The organism is Rhizobium sp. BK379, from assembly GCF_014193955.1.
Lineage (GTDB): Bacteria > Pseudomonadota > Alphaproteobacteria > Rhizobiales > Rhizobiaceae > Rhizobium.
Genome location: NZ_JACIAD010000006.1, coordinates 198,652 through 217,846, shown reverse-complemented (window position 1 = coordinate 217,846; position 19,195 = coordinate 198,652). Strand labels below are relative to the sequence as shown.

Here is a 19,195-nt window from a genome sequence, read left to right as displayed (position 1 = left end):
GCGCTCAGCGCGCGCCCATGCGCAATGCGCCGTCGAGGCGAATGACCTCGCCGTTCAGCATGCTGTTTTCCAGGATATGGCGCACCAGCGCGGCAAATTCGGCTGGATGCCCAAGCCGCGGCGGGAACGGCACGCTCTTGCCGAGTGCTTCGCGCACCTCGGCCGGCATGCCGGCCATCATCGGCGTTTCGAAAATGCCGGGCGCAATCGACACGGTACGAATACCATGGCGGGCAAGCTCGCGGGCAATCGGCAGCGTCATTGCAGCGACGCCGCCCTTGGACGCGGCATAGGCCGCCTGCCCGATCTGTCCGTCGAAGGCGGCAGCCGAAGCCGTGTTGACGATCACGCCGCGCTCGCCTTCGGCATCCGGCTCTGCGTTCTGGATGGCAGCGGCCGCGAGCCTGATCATGTTGAAAGTGCCGATGAGATTGATGCTGATCGTCCGGACGAAGCTTTCCAGCCGGTGCGGCCCATCGCGGCCGACGACCTTCTCGGCCGGTGCCACGCCGGCACAATTGATAAGCCCGCGAAGCGGACCGAAGGCATCGACAGCTGCGGCGATGACAGCAGAGCCGTCTTTTTCGTCCGTCACATCGGCCCTGATGAAGCGCGCGCCCTGCCCCAGTTCGCGGGCAATCGCCTCGCCTGCGTCAAGATTGAGATCGGCGATCGTCACGCGACCGCCAGCTTCGACGAGCATACGCGCCGTTGCCGCCCCAAGCCCGGAGCCGCCGCCGGTAACGATGAAATTTGCGCCGCTGATCTGCACGGATCGCTCCTCCTTGCCCAGCAGACATTCCCTCCAGAGTCTACCTGAAATGGAATTCTAATCCCTCACCCTATTGCAAGCGATGACAGAATTGCCGCATTATCGCGGCCAATTTTGCCACAGGCGGCGGAGCGGCAATGGCTGAAATCGAGCGACGCATGATTGCGCCAGGCTTTGTCGAGGAAGCCCTCGACAGCCTGCGAAGACTGGGGAGGCCGACCGCGCCGATCCTGGCCAGACTCGGCCTGCCCGAGCAGATCAGTCAGCCGGTTTCGGCCGAAGTCTATGGTGCGCTCTGGCTAGCAATCGCCGCCGAACTCGACGACGAATTCTTCGGCATGGGCGCCCGGCCGATGCGCAGCGGCAGTTTCACGCTGCTTTGCCATTGCGTGCTGCACGCGCCCACCCTCGGCCATGCCCTGCGGCGGGCCTTGCGTTTCCTCGATGTGGTGCTGGACGATCCGCGCGGCACGCTCGTCGTCCGCGACGGGCTGGCTCAGATCGAGCTGCGCGACGCCGGCGAACCGCGCTCGGCCTTCGCCTACCGCACTTACTGGATACTCCTTCACGGCATCATCTGCTGGCTGGTCGGCCGACGCATCCCGATCCGGCTCGTCGATTTTCGCTGCGCAGAACCTGGCCAGGGTGCCGACTACCGGCTCTTCTTCGGCGCCCCGGTACGCTTCTCGCAGCCGATCAGCCGGCTCGGCTTCGATAGCGCCATGCTCGATCTGCCGATTTCGCGCAGCGAACAATCGCTGAAGCAGTTCCTGCGCGGCGCCCCGGCCAACATCCTTGTCCGCTACCGCTATGATGCCGGCATCGCCGCTGCGGTGCGCCGCCGCCTCTCCCAGACCTCTCCCGCCGCCTGGACGAGTTTTCAAACACTGGCGAAAGACATGCACATGCCCTCCTCGACACTGCGACACCGCCTGCACGACGAGGGCCAGAGCTATGCCGGCATCAAGGACGATATCCGCCGCGATCTCGCCGTCGACATGCTGATGAACACCCAGAAGACGATCGGCGAAATCGCCGTGCAGCTCGGCTATTCCGAGCCTAGTGCCTTCTTTCGCGCCTTCAAGAAATGGATAGGCAAGAGTCCCGAGGCCTTCCGCCGTGAAGAGGCAAAATCGGCGCAATGGGAATAGGCTTCGTTGAAGGGAGCTTTGAACCGGCCGCAACCCGCGCTACATATTTTAGCGGGAGGAATGCCATGTTTGATTTTTCGTTGGGCGAAACCGCGGATGCAATCCGTGATGCGACGGCGCGCTTTGCCGCTGACAATATTGCTCCGCTCGCCACGGAGATCGACGAAAGCAACACGTTTCCCCGCCAGCTCTGGCCGAAGATGGGGGAGCTCGGTCTGCATGGCATCACTGTCGAGGAGGAGCTCGGCGGTGCTGGTCTCGGCTACCTCGAGCATGTCGTTGCCATGGAGGAAGTATCGCGTGCATCGGCCTCCGTGGGGCTGAGTTACGGCGCTCATTCCAATCTCTGTATCAACCAGATCCGCCGCTGGGCGGCACCGGAGCAGAAACACCGCTATCTGCCAAAGCTGATTTCGGGCGAGCATGTCGGCTCGCTTGCCATGTCCGAAGCCGGTTCCGGCTCGGACGTCGTTTCCATGCGGCTCAGGGCGGAGCGCAAGGGTGATCGCTACGTCCTCAACGGGACGAAGTTCTGGATCACCAACGCACCTCATGCCGACGTACTTGTCGTCTACGCGAAGACCGATCCGGCCGCCGGACCGAAGGGCATTTCAGCTTTCATCATCGAGAAGGGTTTGCCAGGCTTCAGCGTTTCGAAGAAGCTCTCCAAACTCGGCATGCGCGGCAGCGATACGGCGGAGTTGGTCTTTCAGGATTGCGAAGTGCCGGCGGAAGCTCTGATGGGTCGGGAAGGCGATGGCGTGAAGATCCTGATGTCAGGCCTCGATTATGAACGCGCTGTGCTTGCCGCCGGCCCGCTCGGGATCATGCAAGCGTGCCTCGACGTGGTGCTGCCCTATGTGCGGGAGCGCAAACAATTCGGCAAGGCAATCGGTGACTTTCAACTTATGCAGGGCAAAATCGCCGATATGTATGTCGCGCTGAATTCGTCTCGCGCCTATGTCTATTCCGTCGCTCGTGCCTGTGATGCCGGCCGCACGACACGCTCGGATGCGGCAGCCGCCATCCTCTTTGCCAGCGAAAATGCTGTAAAGGTCTCGCTGGAGGCAATCCAGGCGCTTGGCGGCGCCGGATATACCAAGGAGTGGCCGGTCGAGCGCTTTCTGCGCGACGCCAAGCTTTACGATATCGGCGCCGGGACCAACGAGATTCGACGCTATCTGATCGGTCGGGAGCTCATCGCATCATGACGGCGATTTCCTCAGTGATCGATCGCGACAGCGAAACCTTCAAAGCCAACAGCGTCAAGAACAAGGGACTGATCGCCGAACTCTACGATCGCTCGGCCAAGACCCGCGAGGGCGGCTCGCAAGCGGCCCGCGAGCGCCACGCGAGCAAGGGCAAGCTACTGCCGCGCGACCGCATCCAGCTGCTGCTCGACGGCGGCAGCCCGTTCCTGGAGATCGGCACACTGACGGCAAACGGCATGTATGGCGATGAAGCCCCGGGTGCCGGCATCATCACCGGGATAGGCCGCGTCTCCGGCCGCGAGGTGATGATCGTCGCCAATGATGCGACGGTGAAGGGCGGCGCCTATTTTCCGATGACGGTAAAGAAACATCTGCGGGCTCAGGAAATTGCCATGCAGAACCGGCTGCCCTGCATCTATCTCGTCGACAGTGGCGGCGCCAATCTTCCGCATCAGGCCGAGGTCTTTCCCGACCGCGATCATTTCGGGGCGATTTTCTACAATCAGGCGCAAATGTCGGCGGAAGGCATTCCGCAGATTGCCTGCGTGATGGGAAGCTGCACGGCCGGCGGCGCCTATGTGCCAGCCATGTCCGATGAGACGGTCATCGTACGCAACCAGGGCACGATCTTCCTTGCCGGCCCGCCATTGGTGAAAGCCGCGACCGGCGAGATCATTTCGGCCGAGGAGCTCGGCGGCGCCGAGACCCATGGCCGGCGCTCCGGCGTCGTCGATCATATCGCCGAAAACGACGAGCATGCGCTGCTTCTCGTGCGCGATATCGTCGCCAGTCTCAACAGCGTGAAGTCGGTCGATATCGACATCCAGGCCCCTCGCCCACCCAAGCTCGATCCCGAAGATCTCAACGGCATCATCCCCGAGGACGTCCGCTCGCCCTACGACGTGCGCGAGGTCATCGGCCGGGTGGTCGATGGGTCCGAGTTCCATGAGTTCAAGCCGCTCTATGGCACGACGCTCATCTGCGGTTTTGCCCGTATCTGGGGCCTGCCGGTCGCCGTCATCGCCAACAATGGCGTGCTGTTTTCCGAGAGCGCGCTGAAGGGCGCACATTTCATCGAGCTTGCCTGCCTGCGCCGCGTGCCGCTGCTGTTTTTGCAGAACATATCAGGTTTCATGGTCGGCGGACGATATGAGGCGGGCGGCATCGCGAAGGATGGGGCGAAGCTCGTCACCGCAGTTGCCACAGCCACGGTGCCCAAGGTCACCGTCATCATCGGCGGCAGTTTCGGGGCTGGCAATTACGGCATGTGCGGCCGAGCCTATCGCCCACGCTTCCTTTTCACCTGGCCGAACAGCCGCATCAGCGTGATGGGCGGCGAGCAGGCGGCTTCCGTACTTGCCACCATCCGCCGTGATGCGATGGAAGCACGCGGGGAGACGTGGCCAGTCGAAGATGAAGAAGCCTTCAAGGCGCCGATCCGCGCCGGCTACGAGGCCGAGGGCAATCCCTATTACGCCACCGCACGTCTGTGGGACGACGGCATCATCGATCCGCGCCAGACGCGCGATGTGCTTGGCCTTGCCTTTTCCGCCTGCCTGAATGCACCTATCCCCAAAGGGCCGCGTTTCGGCCTCTTTCGGATGTGAGGTGGCGATGATGGAAAGCCTGCTCATAGCCAACAGGGGCGAGATCGCCCGCCGGATCATCCGTACGGCAAAGGCACTCGGCATCCGCACAATTGCCGTTTATTCAGAGGCCGATGCCGACCTGCCCTTCGTGACAGAAGCGGACGAGGCCGTTTCCATCGGCCCCGCGCCCGCTCGTGAGAGTTATCTTTCACAGGAGCGGATACTGGAGGCCGCCCGCAGAACGGGTGCGACCGCCATCCATCCCGGCTACGGCTTCCTGTCGGAAAATGCCGAATTTGCGGAAGCCGTTGAGAATGCCGGCATCATCTGGGTAGGTGCCCCACCCGCAGCCATTCGTGCCATGGGTCTCAAGGATGCCGCGAAACAGCTGATGCAGGCCGCCGGCGTGCCCGTCACACCAGGTTATATGGGCGCAGACCAGAGCGACGAGCGGCTAGCCGCAGAAGCTATGGCAACGGGCTATCCCGTGCTTATCAAAGCTGTCGCCGGCGGCGGCGGCAAGGGCATGCGCCGCGTCGACCGACCGGAAGATTTCGCAGAACTGCTTGCCTCCTGCCGCCGCGAGGCTGCCTCGTCCTTCGGCGACGACCGCGTGCTGATCGAGCGCTATATCGCCAATCCGCGCCATATCGAGGTACAGGTCTTTGCAGACCGCTTCGGCAATTGCGTCCATCTCTTCGAACGTGACTGCTCGCTTCAACGCAGGCACCAGAAAGTGATTGAGGAGGCACCCGCCCCGGGCCTCGACGCCGGAACCCGAGCCTCAATTTGCGAAGCAGCGGTCAAGGCGGCGAAGGCGGTAAGTTATGTGGGTGCCGGGACCATCGAATTCATTGCCGATGCTTCGGGGGGCCTGCGCCCGGATCGCATCTGGTTCATGGAAATGAACACGCGGCTGCAGGTGGAACACCCTGTCACCGAAGCCATCACCGGCGAGGATCTGGTGCTCTGGCAATTAAAGGTCGCCGCCGGCGAGCCGCTGCCGAAGGGACAAGACGATATCTTGATGAACGGCTGGGCCTTCGAGGCTCGCCTTTACGCCGAAAGCCCTGCTGCCGGCTACCTGCCCTCGATCGGCCATCTCGATCATCTGCGCTTGCCCAATAATGTCCGCGTCGACAGCGGCGTCGAGGAGGGCAACGAGATCACCGCCTTCTACGATCCGATGATTGCCAAGATCATCGCCCACGGCCCAAATCGTGACGCAGCCGTCGCGAGACTCACCAGGGCCTGCGAAAGCATCGAAATCTGGCCGGTAAAATCCAATGCCGGTCTGCTCGCGCGCGTCGCCATCGACGCGGATTTCCACGCGGCAAAGATCGATACGGGCTTTCTCGACCGTCACGGAGAAACCCTGCTGCCGAAGGAGCCAGACGAGATGGCTATCGACAGGGCAGCGACGGCATTGGCAGCGAAAGAAGCAACCGACCCCTGGTCGGCCCTCGCCGGCCTGCGTGTTGCGGGAACAGGCGATAGCCGTGCGCGCGTCCGCATCGGCGACCATCTCTATTGGGGGCATGTCCGCTCCGGCCTCGACACCAATGCCGTCAGGTTCGGCGATACCGTCGTTCTCTTCGATGGCGGCAATGTCTGGCCGATCTGCGTTCCCGTCGCCAGCGAAGTTGAAGCGCATCAGGGCGCCGGCGATGGCGCGATCCTTTCGCCGATGCCGGGTCTCGTCATTTCCGTCGATGTCGCGGAAGGCGATCGCGTTGCCAAGGGCGACAGGCTGCTGACGGTGGAGGCGATGAAAATGGAACATACGCTGCGCGCGCCATTTGACGGCATTGTCGGCAAACTGCCGGTCTCCGTGGGCACGCGGGTCTCGGAAAACCAGCTCATCGCCAGCGTCATGAAGGAAGAGCACTGATGGCCGGCCGCTACTTCGACGAATGGATGGTCGGCGACCGGATCGCCCACGAGATCCACCGCACCGTCACGGAAACCGACAACCTGCTCTTCACCACGCTCTCCCATAATCCGCAGCCGCTCCATCTCGACGCAGATTATGCGGCGGGGACTGAATTCGGCCGCATCGTCGTCAATGGCACCTTCACCTTCGCGCTCACCGTTGGCCTCTCGGTCGGCGACACGACGCTCGGCACGCTGGTCGCCAATCTCGGCTACGACAAGGTGACGATGCCGAGGCCGGTGTTCATCGGTGACACGCTTCGGGTGGAAACGGAGGTGACGGAGCTCCGGCGCTCCAATTCCCGGCCCGATGCCGGGATTGTCACGTTCAAGCATATTACGCTGAATCAGCGAAACGAGATCGTTTGCCAGTGCCTGCGGACGGCCATGCTGCAGGTGAAGCCGTCATGAGGCTGCGCTCGCTGCTTTTCGTGCCCGGCGACAGGCCGGAGCGTTTCGACAAGGCGCTCGCATCAGGCGCCGATGCCGTCATCCTCGATCTGGAAGATTCCGTCTCCGCGCAGAACAAGCCGCGGGCGCGAGACGCCGTGCACGACTTCGTCACGCGCCGAGCGGCCAATGCGACGCTTGTGATCCGCATCAACCCCCTTGCAACGTCTGCCTGCCAAGACGATCTGGCTGCACTCGCTGAGATCAGCCCCTTCGCGATCATGTTGCCGAAGGCTGAAGGCGCAGCTTCGGTGCGCCAGCTCGCAAGCCACCTGTCATCATCCGCGGTGTCTATCCTGCCGATCGCGACTGAAACGCCGGCTGCCATTTTCGAGATCGGCAGTTACCGGGACGTCACCTCTCATCTCTGCGGGCTGACCTGGGGCGCGGAAGATCTGCCGGCCGCAATCGGCGCTGTTATCGCCCGCGAGGCAGATGGACGCTACACCGCCCCCTATGAGCTCGCCCGCTCTCTGGTGCTGTTTGGCGCGCACGCCGCCGCGGTTCCCGCCATCGAAACCGTCTATCCCGATTTTCGTGATCTCAGCGGTCTTGCGACCTATGCTGCCCGCGCCCGGCGCGACGGTTTCTCGGGAATGATGGCGATCCATCCAAGCCAGGTCGAACCGATCAATCGGGCCTTCACGCCGGACGCAGCTGAGATCAGCTGGGCGGAAAAAGTCGTAGCCGCCTTCGCCTCCTCGCCGGACACCGGCGTCATCCAGATCGACGGGCGCATGCTCGACCTGCCGCATCTGAAACTCGCAAAACGCATTCTAGAGGCCGGAAAACTATCCGATGACGGATAACTGGGCCGCAATCCGGTCGAGCTCGGCGAGAAACTCCGAGCCACCAGGACTTGGAAACGTGGTTGGCCGGCAATGGAAGCGCCCAATAAATAGGCAAAACGCTCAATAAGTCGCAAATCGAATATTAAATGTCGTATTTTTATAGCTCAACGCACAGCTGTGCAAAGCTATTTCCGAGGTCGAATCCTCCTGATAGCAGGTTGTTTCCGGTCAAGCTTTCTCGCCATTTTTGATAACGGCCTAATAATAATGACCGCCAACAGAATTGAATAGACAAGCGAGCTTTCGATTCTTGCGCTATATTTCATATATAAATGAAATATAGACAATCACTTCGGCGAAATTAGCAAACGAAAGCCATCGATGTTCGATGAGCAGTTCACAAAATTCGGACATGAATATTTTGTGACAGAAACTTTCTACTCTATTCATGTCATAGAAACTTCATTGGTTACCGCAAATTGAACCAGTTAATAGGGCGTGCGCTCAAGAGGGGGCGCGTCCTATTTTTCGAGGGTTCTCATGCAAGCCAAGCTTCTCGGCGCCGTAGGCGCCCTACTCGCTTCAGCTTTCGTTGCTGCTGGTCCCGCCGCTGCTGCCGAAAAGACCAAGATCGACTTCTGGTTCGGCAACTCTGGCGATATCGCTACGCGCGTTCAGGAACAGTGCGACCGTTTCAACAAGTCGCAGAACGACTTCGAAGTCGTCTGCACCAGCCAGGGCTCTTACGACGCCTCGCTGCAGAACACGATCGCCGCTTTCCGCGCCGGCAAGCAGCCGACCATCGCTCAGGTTTCGGATGCCGGCACGCTCGACATCATGCTTTCGGGCGCCTACTACCCGGCCAACAAGCTCATGAAGGACATGGGCTACAATGTTGACTGGAACGACTACTTCTCCGGCATCGCCGGCTACTATGCAACGTCGAAGGGCGAGATGTACTCGTTCCCCTTCAACTCCTCGACGGCTCTGCTCTACTGGAACAAGGACGCCTTCGCCAAGATCGGCAAGGACCATGCTCCGGCCACCTGGAAGGAAGCTGGCGAAGACTTCAAGGCTCTGAAGGACGCAGGCTATGCTTGCCCGCTCGGCTTTGACATATCCAACAACGAAGTCTGGCAGTTCATCGAGCAGTTCGAAGCCGTCAACGGCGAACCGATTGCTACGAAGAAGAACGGCTTCGAAGGCCTCGACGCCGAACTGGTGTTCAACAAGAACCCGATGCTTGTGAACTTCGTCAAGGACCTGAAGGGCTGGTACGACGCCAAGGAAGCTGTCATCAAGAACAAGGCCGTTGGCCAGACCTTCGTTGAAGCCTTCGCTGCTGGCGATTGCCAGGTCATCCTGACCTCCGTTGGCGACCATGGCAACATCGGCCGTACCGCCAAGCAGGGCATGAACTGGGGCGTTTCCATGCTCCCGACCTATGGCGATGCAAGCCGTCACAGCTCCTACGTTGGCGGCGCTTCGCTCTGGGTTCTGAAGGGTCATTCGGACGCCGAATACAAGGCTGCCGCTTCCTTCTTCAACTTTATCGCAAAGCCGGAAGAAGCCCTCACCTGGTCGACCGTTACCGGCTACATCCCGGTTCGTAACTCGGGCTTCGAGTACCTGAAGAAGCAGGGCTTCTACGACAAGGCTCCTTATGCCGGTCGCGAACTTGCCATTCAGAGCCTGACCGCTTCGCCGGCTGGCGACACGGCTGCCAAGGGCATCCGTCTCGGTGGCCTGCTCCAGGTCCGTACCGAAATCGCGAACGGCCTGCAGGCAATCTTCGTCAACAATGCCGACGTACAGGCTTCGCTCGACTCTGCTGCCGACCGCGGCAACCAGCTGCTGCGTCGCTTCCAGCAGACCTACAAGGGCGTTCAGCTCCCTTAATAGACTGATATGAGCCGCACCCGGCCCGCTTCTGGCGCGCCGGGTGCGTCTTTGTAAATTCTACCGGCTGCGGCAGCAAGATCGCCGTCCGCGCCAGAACCTAACCAGGGCGAAAACGACCACTCATGGAAAAGCGCGTCACTTTCTCCTCGACGACGACCGGCATTCTCTTCGTATTTCCGATGCTGTTGCTGATCTTCGTCTTCTTCTACTGGCCGAGTGCGCAGGCGCTGTATTGGGCGTTCACGCTCGAGCAGCCATGGGGCGGCGGCAATGCCTGGGTCGGTTTCGACAATTTCAAGCAGCTGCTTTCGGACCCGATCTATTGGGACTCCATCACCCGCAGCATGATCTTCGGCTTCGCCTCAACCGCCATCGCCATGGGCCTCGCGCTCATACTGGCGCTTCTGACCGATCGTGAACTGCGCGGCCACAAGATCTATCGTTCGGTCTTCATCTGGCCCTATGCGATTGCCGCTCCCGCTCTCGGCCTTGCCTTCCGCTTCATCCTGGCACCGGAAGCCGGCCTTCTGTCGGTCATCAACCACGTCTGGCCCGGCCTCTGGAACCCTGCCTTCGACGGCAAGGATGCGATGATCGCCGTCATCGTCGCCTTTTCTTGGAAATATATCGGCTACAACTTCATCTTCTTCCTATCGGCGCTTCAGGGCATTCCACGCTCGCTGATCGAAGCTGCCGCCATGGACGGTTCCGGACCGATGCGCCGGATCTGGGATATCCAGCTGCCGCTCCTCACCCCGACGCTGTTCTTCCTTCTGGTCATCAACATCACCGAAAGCTTCCAGGATTCCTTTGGTATCGTCGACGTGATGACCCAGGGTGGTCCGGCGCGTGCCACCGAACTCATGGTCTACAAGATCTTTTTCGACGGCTTCAAGGGCCTCGATTATTCAGGTGCCGCAGCTCAGTCCATGATCCTGATGGGTCTCGTCATGCTCCTTACCATCGTCCAGTTCCGCTTCATCGAGCGGCGCGTGCACTACAAGTGAGGTCGCGAACATGATCGAACGCACGCCAATCTTCAATTTTATCTGCTACACGCTGCTGGCATTGGGCATGGTGATCGCCCTCCTGCCCTTCCTGATCGTCATCGTCGCATCGACGCTTGATCTGGAAACCGTCAACCGGGTGCCGCTGCCGCTGGTTCCGAGCAGCCACTTCTGGGAGAACGTGCAGACCGCTTGGGTTCGCGCCGATCTCGGCAACAAGCTTTTTCATAGCGTCATCTTTGCTGCCACCGTCGGCGCCGGCAAGGTCATCCTTTCCGCGATGGCAGCTTTCTCGATCGTCTATTTCCGCTTCCCCGGCCGCCATCTGATCTTCTGGATCATCTTCATCACGCTGATGCTGCCGCTCGAAGTGCGTATCGTGCCGACCTATTCGATCGCCGCCAACGCGCTCCAGCCGTTCCAGACGATCCTCGACGTAACCGGCATCAGCTGGCTGGTCGCCCAGATCACCGGCATCCAGATCAAGCTCGAATGGGGTCTGCTGAACTCCTATCCGGGCCTCGTGCTGCCGATGGTCGCCACCGCAACCGGCACTTTCCTCTATCGCCAGTTCTACCTGACGGTGCCGGACGAGCTTGCCGAGGCATCGAAGATGGACGGTTCCGGTCCGGTCCGCTTCTTCTGGGACGTGTTGCTACCGCTGTCGCGCCCGAACATGATCGCGCTTTTCACCATCATGTTCGTCTGGGCCTGGAACCAGTATCTCTGGCCGCTGCTGATCACGACCGACCCGAAGTTCGGCATCGCCGTGACCCAGCTCAAGACGCTCATTCCCTCCGAATTCGGCCTGCCCGACTGGAACGTCGCGATGGCCGGAACATTGATCATCATGTCGCCGCCGCTGATCCTCGTCATCCTGATGCAGCGTTGGTTCGTGCGCGGCCTTATCTCCACCGAGAAGTGAAAGGAACAGAACCTTGGCACCGATCTCCATCCGTGGCGTGAAAAAGAACTATGGCAAGCACGCCGTCGTTCATGGCGTCGATCTCGAAATCCAGTCGGGCGAATTCATCGTCATCCTCGGTCCATCCGGCTGCGGCAAGTCCACGCTGCTGCGCATGGTCGCCGGCCTGGAAGAAATTACCGGTGGCGAAATCGCCATCGACGGACGCGTGGTCAACCAACTCGAGCCACGTGAACGCGGCTGCGCGATGGTCTTCCAGAATTATGCGCTTTATCCGCACATGAGCGTCGCCGAAAACATCGGTTATGCACTCAAGGTCGCCGGTGTGCCGAAGGCCGAGCGTGACCGCCGGATCGCCGACGTTGCCAAGGCACTCAGCCTCGAGCCCTTCCTCGAGCGCCGCCCGGCCGCTCTCTCGGGCGGTCAGCGCCAGCGCGTCGCCATGGGCCGCGCCATGATCCGCGAGCCGAAGGTCTTTCTTTTCGACGAGCCGCTGTCGAACCTCGATGCCAAGCTGCGTATCGCCATGCGTGCGGAAATCCGCCGCCTGCATCGCCGCCTCGGCGCAACCTCGATCTTCGTGACACACGACCAGAACGAGGCCATGACACTTGCCGACCGCATCATTGTCATGAATGCCGGCAATGTCGAACAGGTCGGCACGCCGGAAGAGGTCTATCACTATCCGGCAAGCCGCTTCGTTGCCGGCTTCGTCGGCACGCCGGCAATGAACCTGCTGGAAGGCCGCGTCAACGAAACCGGCGTGTTCATCTATGACGAAGGCCGCACCGTGACGCTTCCCGCTGAGCGCGGCAAGCAGCTTGCCGGCCAGCGCGTCGTTCTCGGCGTGCGTGCAGAAGCCGCTCGCCTCGTCTCCCCGGATGCGCCGGGTGCGCTCGTTGCGACCGCCGACTTCATCGAAGAACTGGGTGCCAGCCGTGTCGTCCATGCCGATTTCGATGGCCTGCCCTTTGCCGTCGCCATGACCGGTTCGGTCTCGCTGAAGACCGGCGATCGGATCGGCATTGCGATCGATCAGGATTCGATCCATCTCTACTCGGCTGAGACCGGCAAAGTGCTCGTCGCTCCGGCAAGAAGCAACGCCGTGACCGTTAACGCCTGAGCTGATGCAGATGAAGAGCTTTCTTGATCTCGCCAGCAGCGACCGCAACCTAGTTGCGGCCGCCGTAGAGGCGCTTGCCGTACCCCCAGCCACGTTCTTCGATGAGGCGCGTTCTGCCGAACTGACACAGGCCGAGCATGACCGGCTTGCAGCGACCCTGCCGGCGCTTTCGACGATCGAAGTCGTACGGACTGCCAGCGAAGCCAGCATCGGCAATGGTCTCGTTGTCGCCGTTTGGAACGCCGAACGGCTGAAATATCATGCTCCTTCGGTGGAACTCATCCGCCAGAGCGGCGCCGATATCCTGTTGCTCACGGAGGCTGATCTCGGCACGGCGCGCGCCGGCAACCGGCACACTATCGCCGACCTCGCCCGCGATCTCGGCATGTCCTACGCTTTTGGCGTGGAGTTCGTGGAACTTGGTCTCGGAGATTCCCGTGAGCGCGAATGGCATAAGGACGAGACGAATGCCGTCGGCTTCCACGGCAATGCGCTGCTCTCCCGTTTGCCGTTGCTTGATGCGGTATTGATCCATCTCGATGACTGCGGCACATGGTGGACGGATGCAAAGGACGGGCAGGGTCGGATCGGCGGCCGCATGGCAATCGCGGCCAAAATCGAAACCGCATTCGGGCCGATCCTTGCAGTCAGCGTGCATCTGGAAAGCAAGACCGACATTGCGGATCGGGCAATGCAGACAAAGAGGCTGATCGCCGCCGTTGAAAAGCTCGCCGATGGCTTACCCGTGGTTTTGGGTGGCGATTTCAACACCAATATCCTTCCCGCGGGGTCGCGTGAACCCGAAGCGCACGAACCGCTTTTCGGTCTCCTCGCAGAGGCGGGCTACAATTGGGAGACTACCAACGACTTCACGGTCACGCAGCGCACGCGCCCCGACGGAACGCCACAGCCGCCTTTTGCTCGCCTCGACTGGCTGTTTACCCGCGGCCTTTCGGCAAGCGACGCCGTGACTGTTGCTGCCGTCGACGCAGACGGAGCAGCAATCTCCGATCACGAACTGATCAAGGCGCATTTTTCCGGGCTCTGAGCCGCCGGAGGCGAAAGAGTCCACTAGCCGATCAATGGTGACGGTGGTCCGCCGTCACTTCGCCGGAAACCTTTCATGAAGTGTTGCATTCACGCACTAGCGGGGACGCTTTAGGCGTTGCTAACATTTCGGTGACTGGCGGGGGCCGGCTGCAAGCGTTCGACGAGGGAGCGCTTGCTCAAATGGGATGGCTGTGCATTGCGGATCCGCAGCCATCCCATACTCGCCCGGCTGAACAGCTCATCGCATCGGAGCCCACGCAGGCCCGATGAGCCCCCGAAAAAAATCACTCTCCTGGTGAAACCTGCAGCCGGCAGTTTTTGCAAATTGGTCCGCCTGTCGGTCGATCATGAAATGAGAAACTCGTGACGGCACAAGTTCCTTTCGTCAATCGCGGAACAGTCGGATCGCGCCATCGTTATGTTCGCAACGGATGGAGGACAACATGTCTAACGTGTCACGAACAGGAAACGACGAGATCAACAACGCCACAAATCCGAACACGTTTGGGCGTTCGGTCGAAAGCAAGGCGCAGATCGCGGACGCGGCGGCGGAAAGTTCAACCCTCCCGGCAGGCGAGCCTCTTGGTATCTATCGACTTGAACCGATCGCGGCGGCAGATGATCCGAGATGGGAAAATTCGCCGGGCCACGGCGTCGTGGTGGTCGCAGCGAGAACGGCGGGTGATGCCCGGATCGTGGCGGCCGGGCGCGAGCTCGACTTCATGGAAGTCGATGCGGCACCTGCTGACGATGTCACCACGACGCATGCGAGCGCATTTCGCGACGACAAGCTTTACACGGTCGTCGAGATCGATCGAAATCGCACGGATGTCGTACGAGGTGTGATTGAAGGCGAAATCTCGGTTGATACGATCAGGCCTGTGCAGCCCGATTAAGTAAGGCGAGTATTTCGCGATGCTGGCTCCAAGGCCTCGCCTCCGTGAGCAAGCTTAGTTTTCCCGGATCCCGAGAATCGGCTGTTTCACTCGGTGTATCGGCGCCAGAAGCGCCGTACAGACCCATGGCATCGGGCGTTCAAGCGGGCCGCATATTCCATGGAACTTCGATCATCGCCGGTTGTTTTCACCTGGATTGGAGAACCACCATGGCATCAATGACAAAAGAAGAGCTGTCGAAGCATCTGAAGAAGCTGGATTTCTGCATGTTTTCGACACGTGGAGCCTCGAACCGGATCAGCACGCGGCCGATGAGCAACAATGGTGACGTCGAATATGACGGAGATTCCTGGTTCTTTTCCTATGCGGATACCCGCAAGATATCCGACATTCGGAAAGACAACGCGGTGCAGCTGACCTTCACTGCGCCACCGCATCTGCTCGGCAAACCGGGCATATTCATCGCGATCGATGGTAACGCTTCGCTCATCGAGGACGTCTCGGAATTCGAGCAACACTGGGTCAAGGGACTGGAACGATGGTTTCCCGAGGGCACCCAGACGCCTGGGCTTGCCTTGATCAGGGTTGCGGCGCGTTCGATCCAATATTGGGACGGTGAAGAAAACGGCAAAGTCGAGGTCTGAGATCCGCAAGCGATGCCTCACCGACGCTGATAGTGCCATCGGCGGCAGCAGGAATTGGCGCCCAACTTGTGCCCAGCCTATCTACAGACGAGCTACTGCTTCCCCGAGCTCCTTGCGAAGCTTTTCAAGCCGATCTCGCGCCTCGTCCCTTTGCGCCCGCAACGCCTTGATCGACTTCTCCTGTTCCGTCAGGTCCTGAAGGAACTGCTGCTTGAGCGGTGTGTCGCCGACAGAGGAAAGCAAGCCTGAAATCCGTGAGGATTCCGACGTTGCGTCTTCAATTGCCTGCATGACCGTAGCCAGGTCCCTCTCCGCTTCCTTTTGTGCCTTCCTTGCCGTCACAAGGCCCTGAAGTTTTAAGGCGATTTCCGGAGACGGCCCTTCATCGAGCCATTGCAGGATCACAGTGTCATCGATATCGGCAATCGCCTGCGTCTCGCTCTCGGCCATGCGCCATTCGATGGTCGTCGAAACCTTCCTGCCCGCAGGGACGATCACAGTTGCCCGCGCACCTTGCGGTGTCTCTTCCACGCCTTCGGACTTAACCAGTTCCCATCCTGCCATGCCCGGGTCTTCCGCGACAAACGTCCTGTCGGCATCAGCGCCCCAGACGGAGAAGGTCTTTCGCAGCCGTCGCTCCAGTGTGGCCTCGAGATAACCGTCCTTTACGATGACAGTTCGAAAGGAACTGGATATGGCGCTTGCCACTTCCTGCTCGATCTTCTGATCGGCGGCAAACGTCGCCTTTTCCACGCCGCCCGGCTTCACATTCCCTATGCGTGCGTCGCCGACATAACGCCCTTTGTCGTCATAGACTGCCGCCACCGCCGGCGGTAGCGAAGTCCCCGTGTCGTTGGTGAGCACGAGGGCTGCATCCGGATGTTGCGCACCATCGCGATAGAGAGCGACGAACTCTGCCTTGATCTCGCGATCCAAGATCGGCACGGAAATCGTCTCACCATTCTTCAGGTCGTATACGCCGGGAAGATCGAAGTTTGCGACCACGTCGCCCTCGTCGGCAGTCGCACCGATGGTAGCGGCTGGAGCAGCCTCAACTGGAGCAGGAGCCTCGGCCAGCGGCTTGTTCGCCAGCGCGCCTCCAAACTTGCTACGTTTGGCGCCTCCAAGGTCCAGATAGGCGAAATCCACTTCCGGGCGTGATGGCCATGCTCTGGCATACAGTCTCTGGCGAAGCGTCACGGGCTTGCCGGACGTCAGAGAAATGGAAACCCCGTGCCAATCCTCGCCGGAGGCATTCTCAAGGACTGCCCAGGCTTGCAACCGGGCTTTGCCGTTGGCGTCAACAATGATCCTGTAGGACGGCTTCCAGAGCGGGGCGGCCACGACATAGGAGATATCTACGGCCGCCGACGCCTTGCCTTCGAGCGCGATGGTGACGGCCCGGCTTCCCTGCACGCCGTCACTCGACAACAGTTCTGCGGCTCGGGAAATCATCTCGGCGTCTTTGGGATCGTCGAGCTTGTAGGCCATGGCGCCACCGATCTCGGCAACGTCGAAGGCGCCGCTGTCCAGCATCACGATCAGCCGTGCGCGTTGCTTCTCGCTCGCAGGCTCTACTCCGACGATGCGGCCCTTCACTCCGTTCGCAGAGACAGGCGCTCCTCTGAGAGACCGTAACACACCCGCCGCCGAATCCAGATCCTGCGGCTTGATCGGAAGCACCTTGAATGTTTCGTCCACCATGTCTGGGCCGGTGGTCGAAAGGCCCTTTACGGGCGCGGGCCCCGATACGACGAGGGTCTTGAGAAAGTCATCCATCTGATGTGTCGGCACGTCGATGACAGCATTGCCGTCCTCTCCGACATTGAGACTGCGCACATATTCGGCAACTCCGCCTGACGACAGCCGGATCGACTTGATCGTCCCGGTTTGGGCAAATGCGGTGTGGAGAGCAGTACTGCGGTAAGTGCCGCACAGACAACGGATGCGTGTTTCATGGAGCCCCCTCGATTAATCCCGAGCGAGAATGAGCGTAAAAAAGGGGCGGCATTTCGGCATACGATTGCTTTTCCGCAAGCTCGCGCCCAGCCCTTGTCGAGACGCGACCAAGTCTCTGCCGGAGATCTCCATCTTCGATGCGATATCGGGAAAGATGTCGTGAAATTGAGAAGACGAACGCCTATATACGTCGCTCGAATCTGTTTGAAAGGAAATCCGTCATGACTATCAATGGAAGCCTGCTCGTCGCGGGATCGGAGAAGCGCGGCACGCGCGGCGAGCTCTACGGTGTCGAAGCAGCCACGGGGACGGCGCTGCCCGTCTCTTTCGGTGGCGCCTCCGCCGAAGACGTCGAAGAGGCGACCAGGCTTGCATGGGAGGCCTTCGCGTCCTACCGGGAAACTGATCTCGAAACACGGGCTGCCTTTCTTGAAACCATCGCCAGCGAGATCGAGGCCATCGGCGACGAGCTGATCGTGCGGGCAATGGCGGAAACCGGACTTCCGCGCGGACGTCTCGAGGGCGAGCGCGCTCGCACGATGGGACAGCTACGGCTATTTGCGAAAGAGGTGCGCGAAGGCCGCTTCCAGGAGCTTCGCTTCGACGGCGCGGATCCCTCCCGCAAGCCGCTTCCGAAGCCTGACCTGCGCCTGCGTAACGTTCCCCTGGGGCCTGTCGCGGTTTTCGGCGCATCGAACTTTCCGCTCGCCTTCTCCGTCGCCGGCGGTGACACGGCATCTGCACTCGCAGCGGGATGCCCGGTCGTCGTCAAGGCGCATTCCGCTCACCCGGGCACATCGGAACTGGTCGGCCGCGCCGTTCAGCGCGCCGTTGCCAAGGCTGGTCTGCATGCCGGCACGTTTGCGCTCCTCTTCGATACCGGCTTCGAAGTCGGTCAGAAACTGGTGGCCGATGCCAGAATCCGCGCCGTCGGCTTCACGGGCTCGCGCCGCGGCGGCACTGCGCTGATGAAGATCTCTTCCGAGCGCAAGCAGCCGATCCCGGTCTATGCCGAAATGAGCAGCATCAACCCGGTCATCTTCTTCCCCAACGCGCTGAAAACCCGCGCGGCGGAAATCGCAACGGCTTTCGTAGGCTCGCTTGTCCTCGGTGCCGGGCAGTTCTGCACCAATCCCGGCCTCATTCTCGCCGTCGACAGCGAAGGCCTGGACACGTTCATTGCCAAGGCGCGGGAGCTTCTGCCCGATGTCGGCGCCCAGACGATGCTGACAGGTTCCATCGCCAAGGCATTCTGCGATGGCGTTGCCCGGCTGGAAAAACATCCTGAAGTCCGGCTCGTTGCCAATGGCAAGCCCGGCAGCGAATTCGAAGGCACGGCCGCCCTCTTCGAGACGACGGCTGCGGCATTCCTTGCACATCACGAGCTGCAGGACGAGGTCTTCGGTGCAGCCGGCCTTATCGTGCGCTGCCGTGATCTCGCCGAACTCGAGCGTGTCCTCGACGGCCTGGAAGGCCAGCTGACCGTTGCCCTGCACATTACGAGCGAAGACGAACAGGACGCCAAGCGCCTCGTTCCAAAGCTGGAAATGCTTGCCGGACGCTTGCTCGTGAACGGTTTCGGAACCGGCGTGGAAGTATCGCCCGCCATGGTGCACGGCGGCCCCTACCCGGCAACGGCCGATGGCAGATCGACCTCCGTCGGGACGCTCGCCATCTACAGGTTCCTGCGTCCGGTTTCGTATCAGGACTTTACGACGAACCTGCTTCCAGCGCCGCTGCGTTGATCAAGTAGAGCAGCCGGACCTTAACCGGCATCTGAAAATTGCACCACG

16 protein-coding genes are annotated in these 19,195 nt (G+C 60.8%); 14 read left to right on the top strand and 2 right to left on the bottom strand.

The features are described from left to right. Positions 1-4: 4 nt before the first annotated feature. The gene (locus FHT93_RS24985; protein ID WP_183849928.1) at positions 5-772 is read right to left on the bottom strand and encodes a 3-hydroxyacyl-CoA dehydrogenase; all 768 of its coding nucleotides are present in this window, start codon (positions 770-772) and stop codon (positions 5-7) included. Between the two features lie 137 nt (positions 773-909). On the opposite strand from FHT93_RS24985, the gene FHT93_RS24980 reads away from it, so the two are divergent. From FHT93_RS24980 to FHT93_RS24920, 13 genes are all read left to right on the top strand, one after another. Continuing rightward, complete coding sequence (locus tag FHT93_RS24980; protein WP_112971738.1) at positions 910-1,923, top strand: AraC family transcriptional regulator; 1,014 nt, start codon at positions 910-912, stop codon at positions 1,921-1,923. 65 nt (positions 1,924-1,988) lie between these two features. Beyond that, positions 1,989-3,134 (top strand): isovaleryl-CoA dehydrogenase, encoded by a 1,146-nt coding sequence (locus FHT93_RS24975; RefSeq protein WP_183849926.1) that lies wholly within the window; start codon positions 1,989-1,991, stop codon positions 3,132-3,134. After that, positions 3,131-4,741, top strand: a complete 1,611-nt coding sequence (locus FHT93_RS24970) for a carboxyl transferase domain-containing protein (RefSeq protein WP_183849924.1) — start codon at positions 3,131-3,133, stop codon at positions 4,739-4,741. Before FHT93_RS24975 ends, FHT93_RS24970 begins: the two co-directional genes overlap by 4 nt. Positions 4,742-4,748: 7 nt before the next feature. After that, a complete protein-coding gene (locus tag FHT93_RS24965) occupies positions 4,749-6,614 on the top strand; it encodes an acetyl/propionyl/methylcrotonyl-CoA carboxylase subunit alpha (protein ID WP_183849922.1) in 1,866 nt (621 codons plus the stop codon). Continuing rightward, the gene (locus FHT93_RS24960; RefSeq protein ID WP_183849920.1) at positions 6,614-7,066 is read left to right on the top strand and encodes a MaoC family dehydratase; all 453 of its coding nucleotides are present in this window, start codon (positions 6,614-6,616) and stop codon (positions 7,064-7,066) included. The genes FHT93_RS24965 and FHT93_RS24960 overlap by 1 nt, the downstream gene beginning before the upstream one ends. Then, positions 7,063-7,914, top strand: coding sequence for a CoA ester lyase (locus FHT93_RS24955; RefSeq protein ID WP_183849918.1), 852 nt, complete (start codon positions 7,063-7,065; stop codon positions 7,912-7,914). Before FHT93_RS24960 ends, FHT93_RS24955 begins: the two co-directional genes overlap by 4 nt. 522 nt (positions 7,915-8,436) lie before the next feature. Beyond that, positions 8,437-9,795 (top strand): extracellular solute-binding protein, encoded by a 1,359-nt coding sequence (locus tag FHT93_RS24950; RefSeq protein ID WP_112546426.1) that lies wholly within the window; start codon positions 8,437-8,439, stop codon positions 9,793-9,795. 125 nt (positions 9,796-9,920) lie between these two features. Then, the gene (locus tag FHT93_RS24945; protein WP_112546425.1) at positions 9,921-10,805 is read left to right on the top strand and encodes a sugar ABC transporter permease; all 885 of its coding nucleotides are present in this window, start codon (positions 9,921-9,923) and stop codon (positions 10,803-10,805) included. A gap of 10 nt (positions 10,806-10,815) precedes the next feature. Beyond that, positions 10,816-11,730, top strand: coding sequence for an ABC transporter permease subunit (locus FHT93_RS24940; RefSeq protein ID WP_112971746.1), 915 nt, complete (start codon positions 10,816-10,818; stop codon positions 11,728-11,730). Positions 11,731-11,743: 13 nt separating this feature from the next. After that, positions 11,744-12,853: a sn-glycerol-3-phosphate ABC transporter ATP-binding protein UgpC gene (gene ugpC, locus FHT93_RS24935; RefSeq protein ID WP_183849916.1), complete on the top strand. Its 1,110-nt coding sequence runs from the start codon at positions 11,744-11,746 to the stop codon at positions 12,851-12,853. A 10-nt stretch (positions 12,854-12,863) separates the two neighbouring features. Further along, complete coding sequence (locus tag FHT93_RS24930; RefSeq protein ID WP_183849914.1) at positions 12,864-13,901, top strand: endonuclease/exonuclease/phosphatase family protein; 1,038 nt, start codon at positions 12,864-12,866, stop codon at positions 13,899-13,901. Positions 13,902-14,346: 445 nt separating this feature from the next. Then, positions 14,347-14,799: a hypothetical protein gene (locus FHT93_RS24925; protein WP_246781723.1), complete on the top strand. Its 453-nt coding sequence runs from the start codon at positions 14,347-14,349 to the stop codon at positions 14,797-14,799. 209 nt (positions 14,800-15,008) lie between these two features. Then, a complete protein-coding gene (locus FHT93_RS24920; protein ID WP_183849911.1) occupies positions 15,009-15,443 on the top strand; it encodes a pyridoxamine 5'-phosphate oxidase family protein in 435 nt (144 codons plus the stop codon). An 81-nt stretch (positions 15,444-15,524) separates the two neighbouring features. Here the strand turns inward: FHT93_RS24920 and FHT93_RS24915 are convergent, their stop codons facing one another. Beyond that, positions 15,525-17,282, bottom strand: coding sequence for a DUF4139 domain-containing protein (locus tag FHT93_RS24915; protein ID WP_183849908.1), 1,758 nt, complete (start codon positions 17,280-17,282; stop codon positions 15,525-15,527). Between the two features lie 341 nt (positions 17,283-17,623). Here FHT93_RS24915 and FHT93_RS24910 point away from each other — a divergent pair, with 341 nt between their 5' ends. After that, entirely contained in the window at positions 17,624-19,147 is a 1,524-nt protein-coding gene (locus FHT93_RS24910; protein WP_183849906.1) for an aldehyde dehydrogenase (NADP(+)), read from the top strand. Positions 19,148-19,195 lie beyond the last annotated feature (48 nt).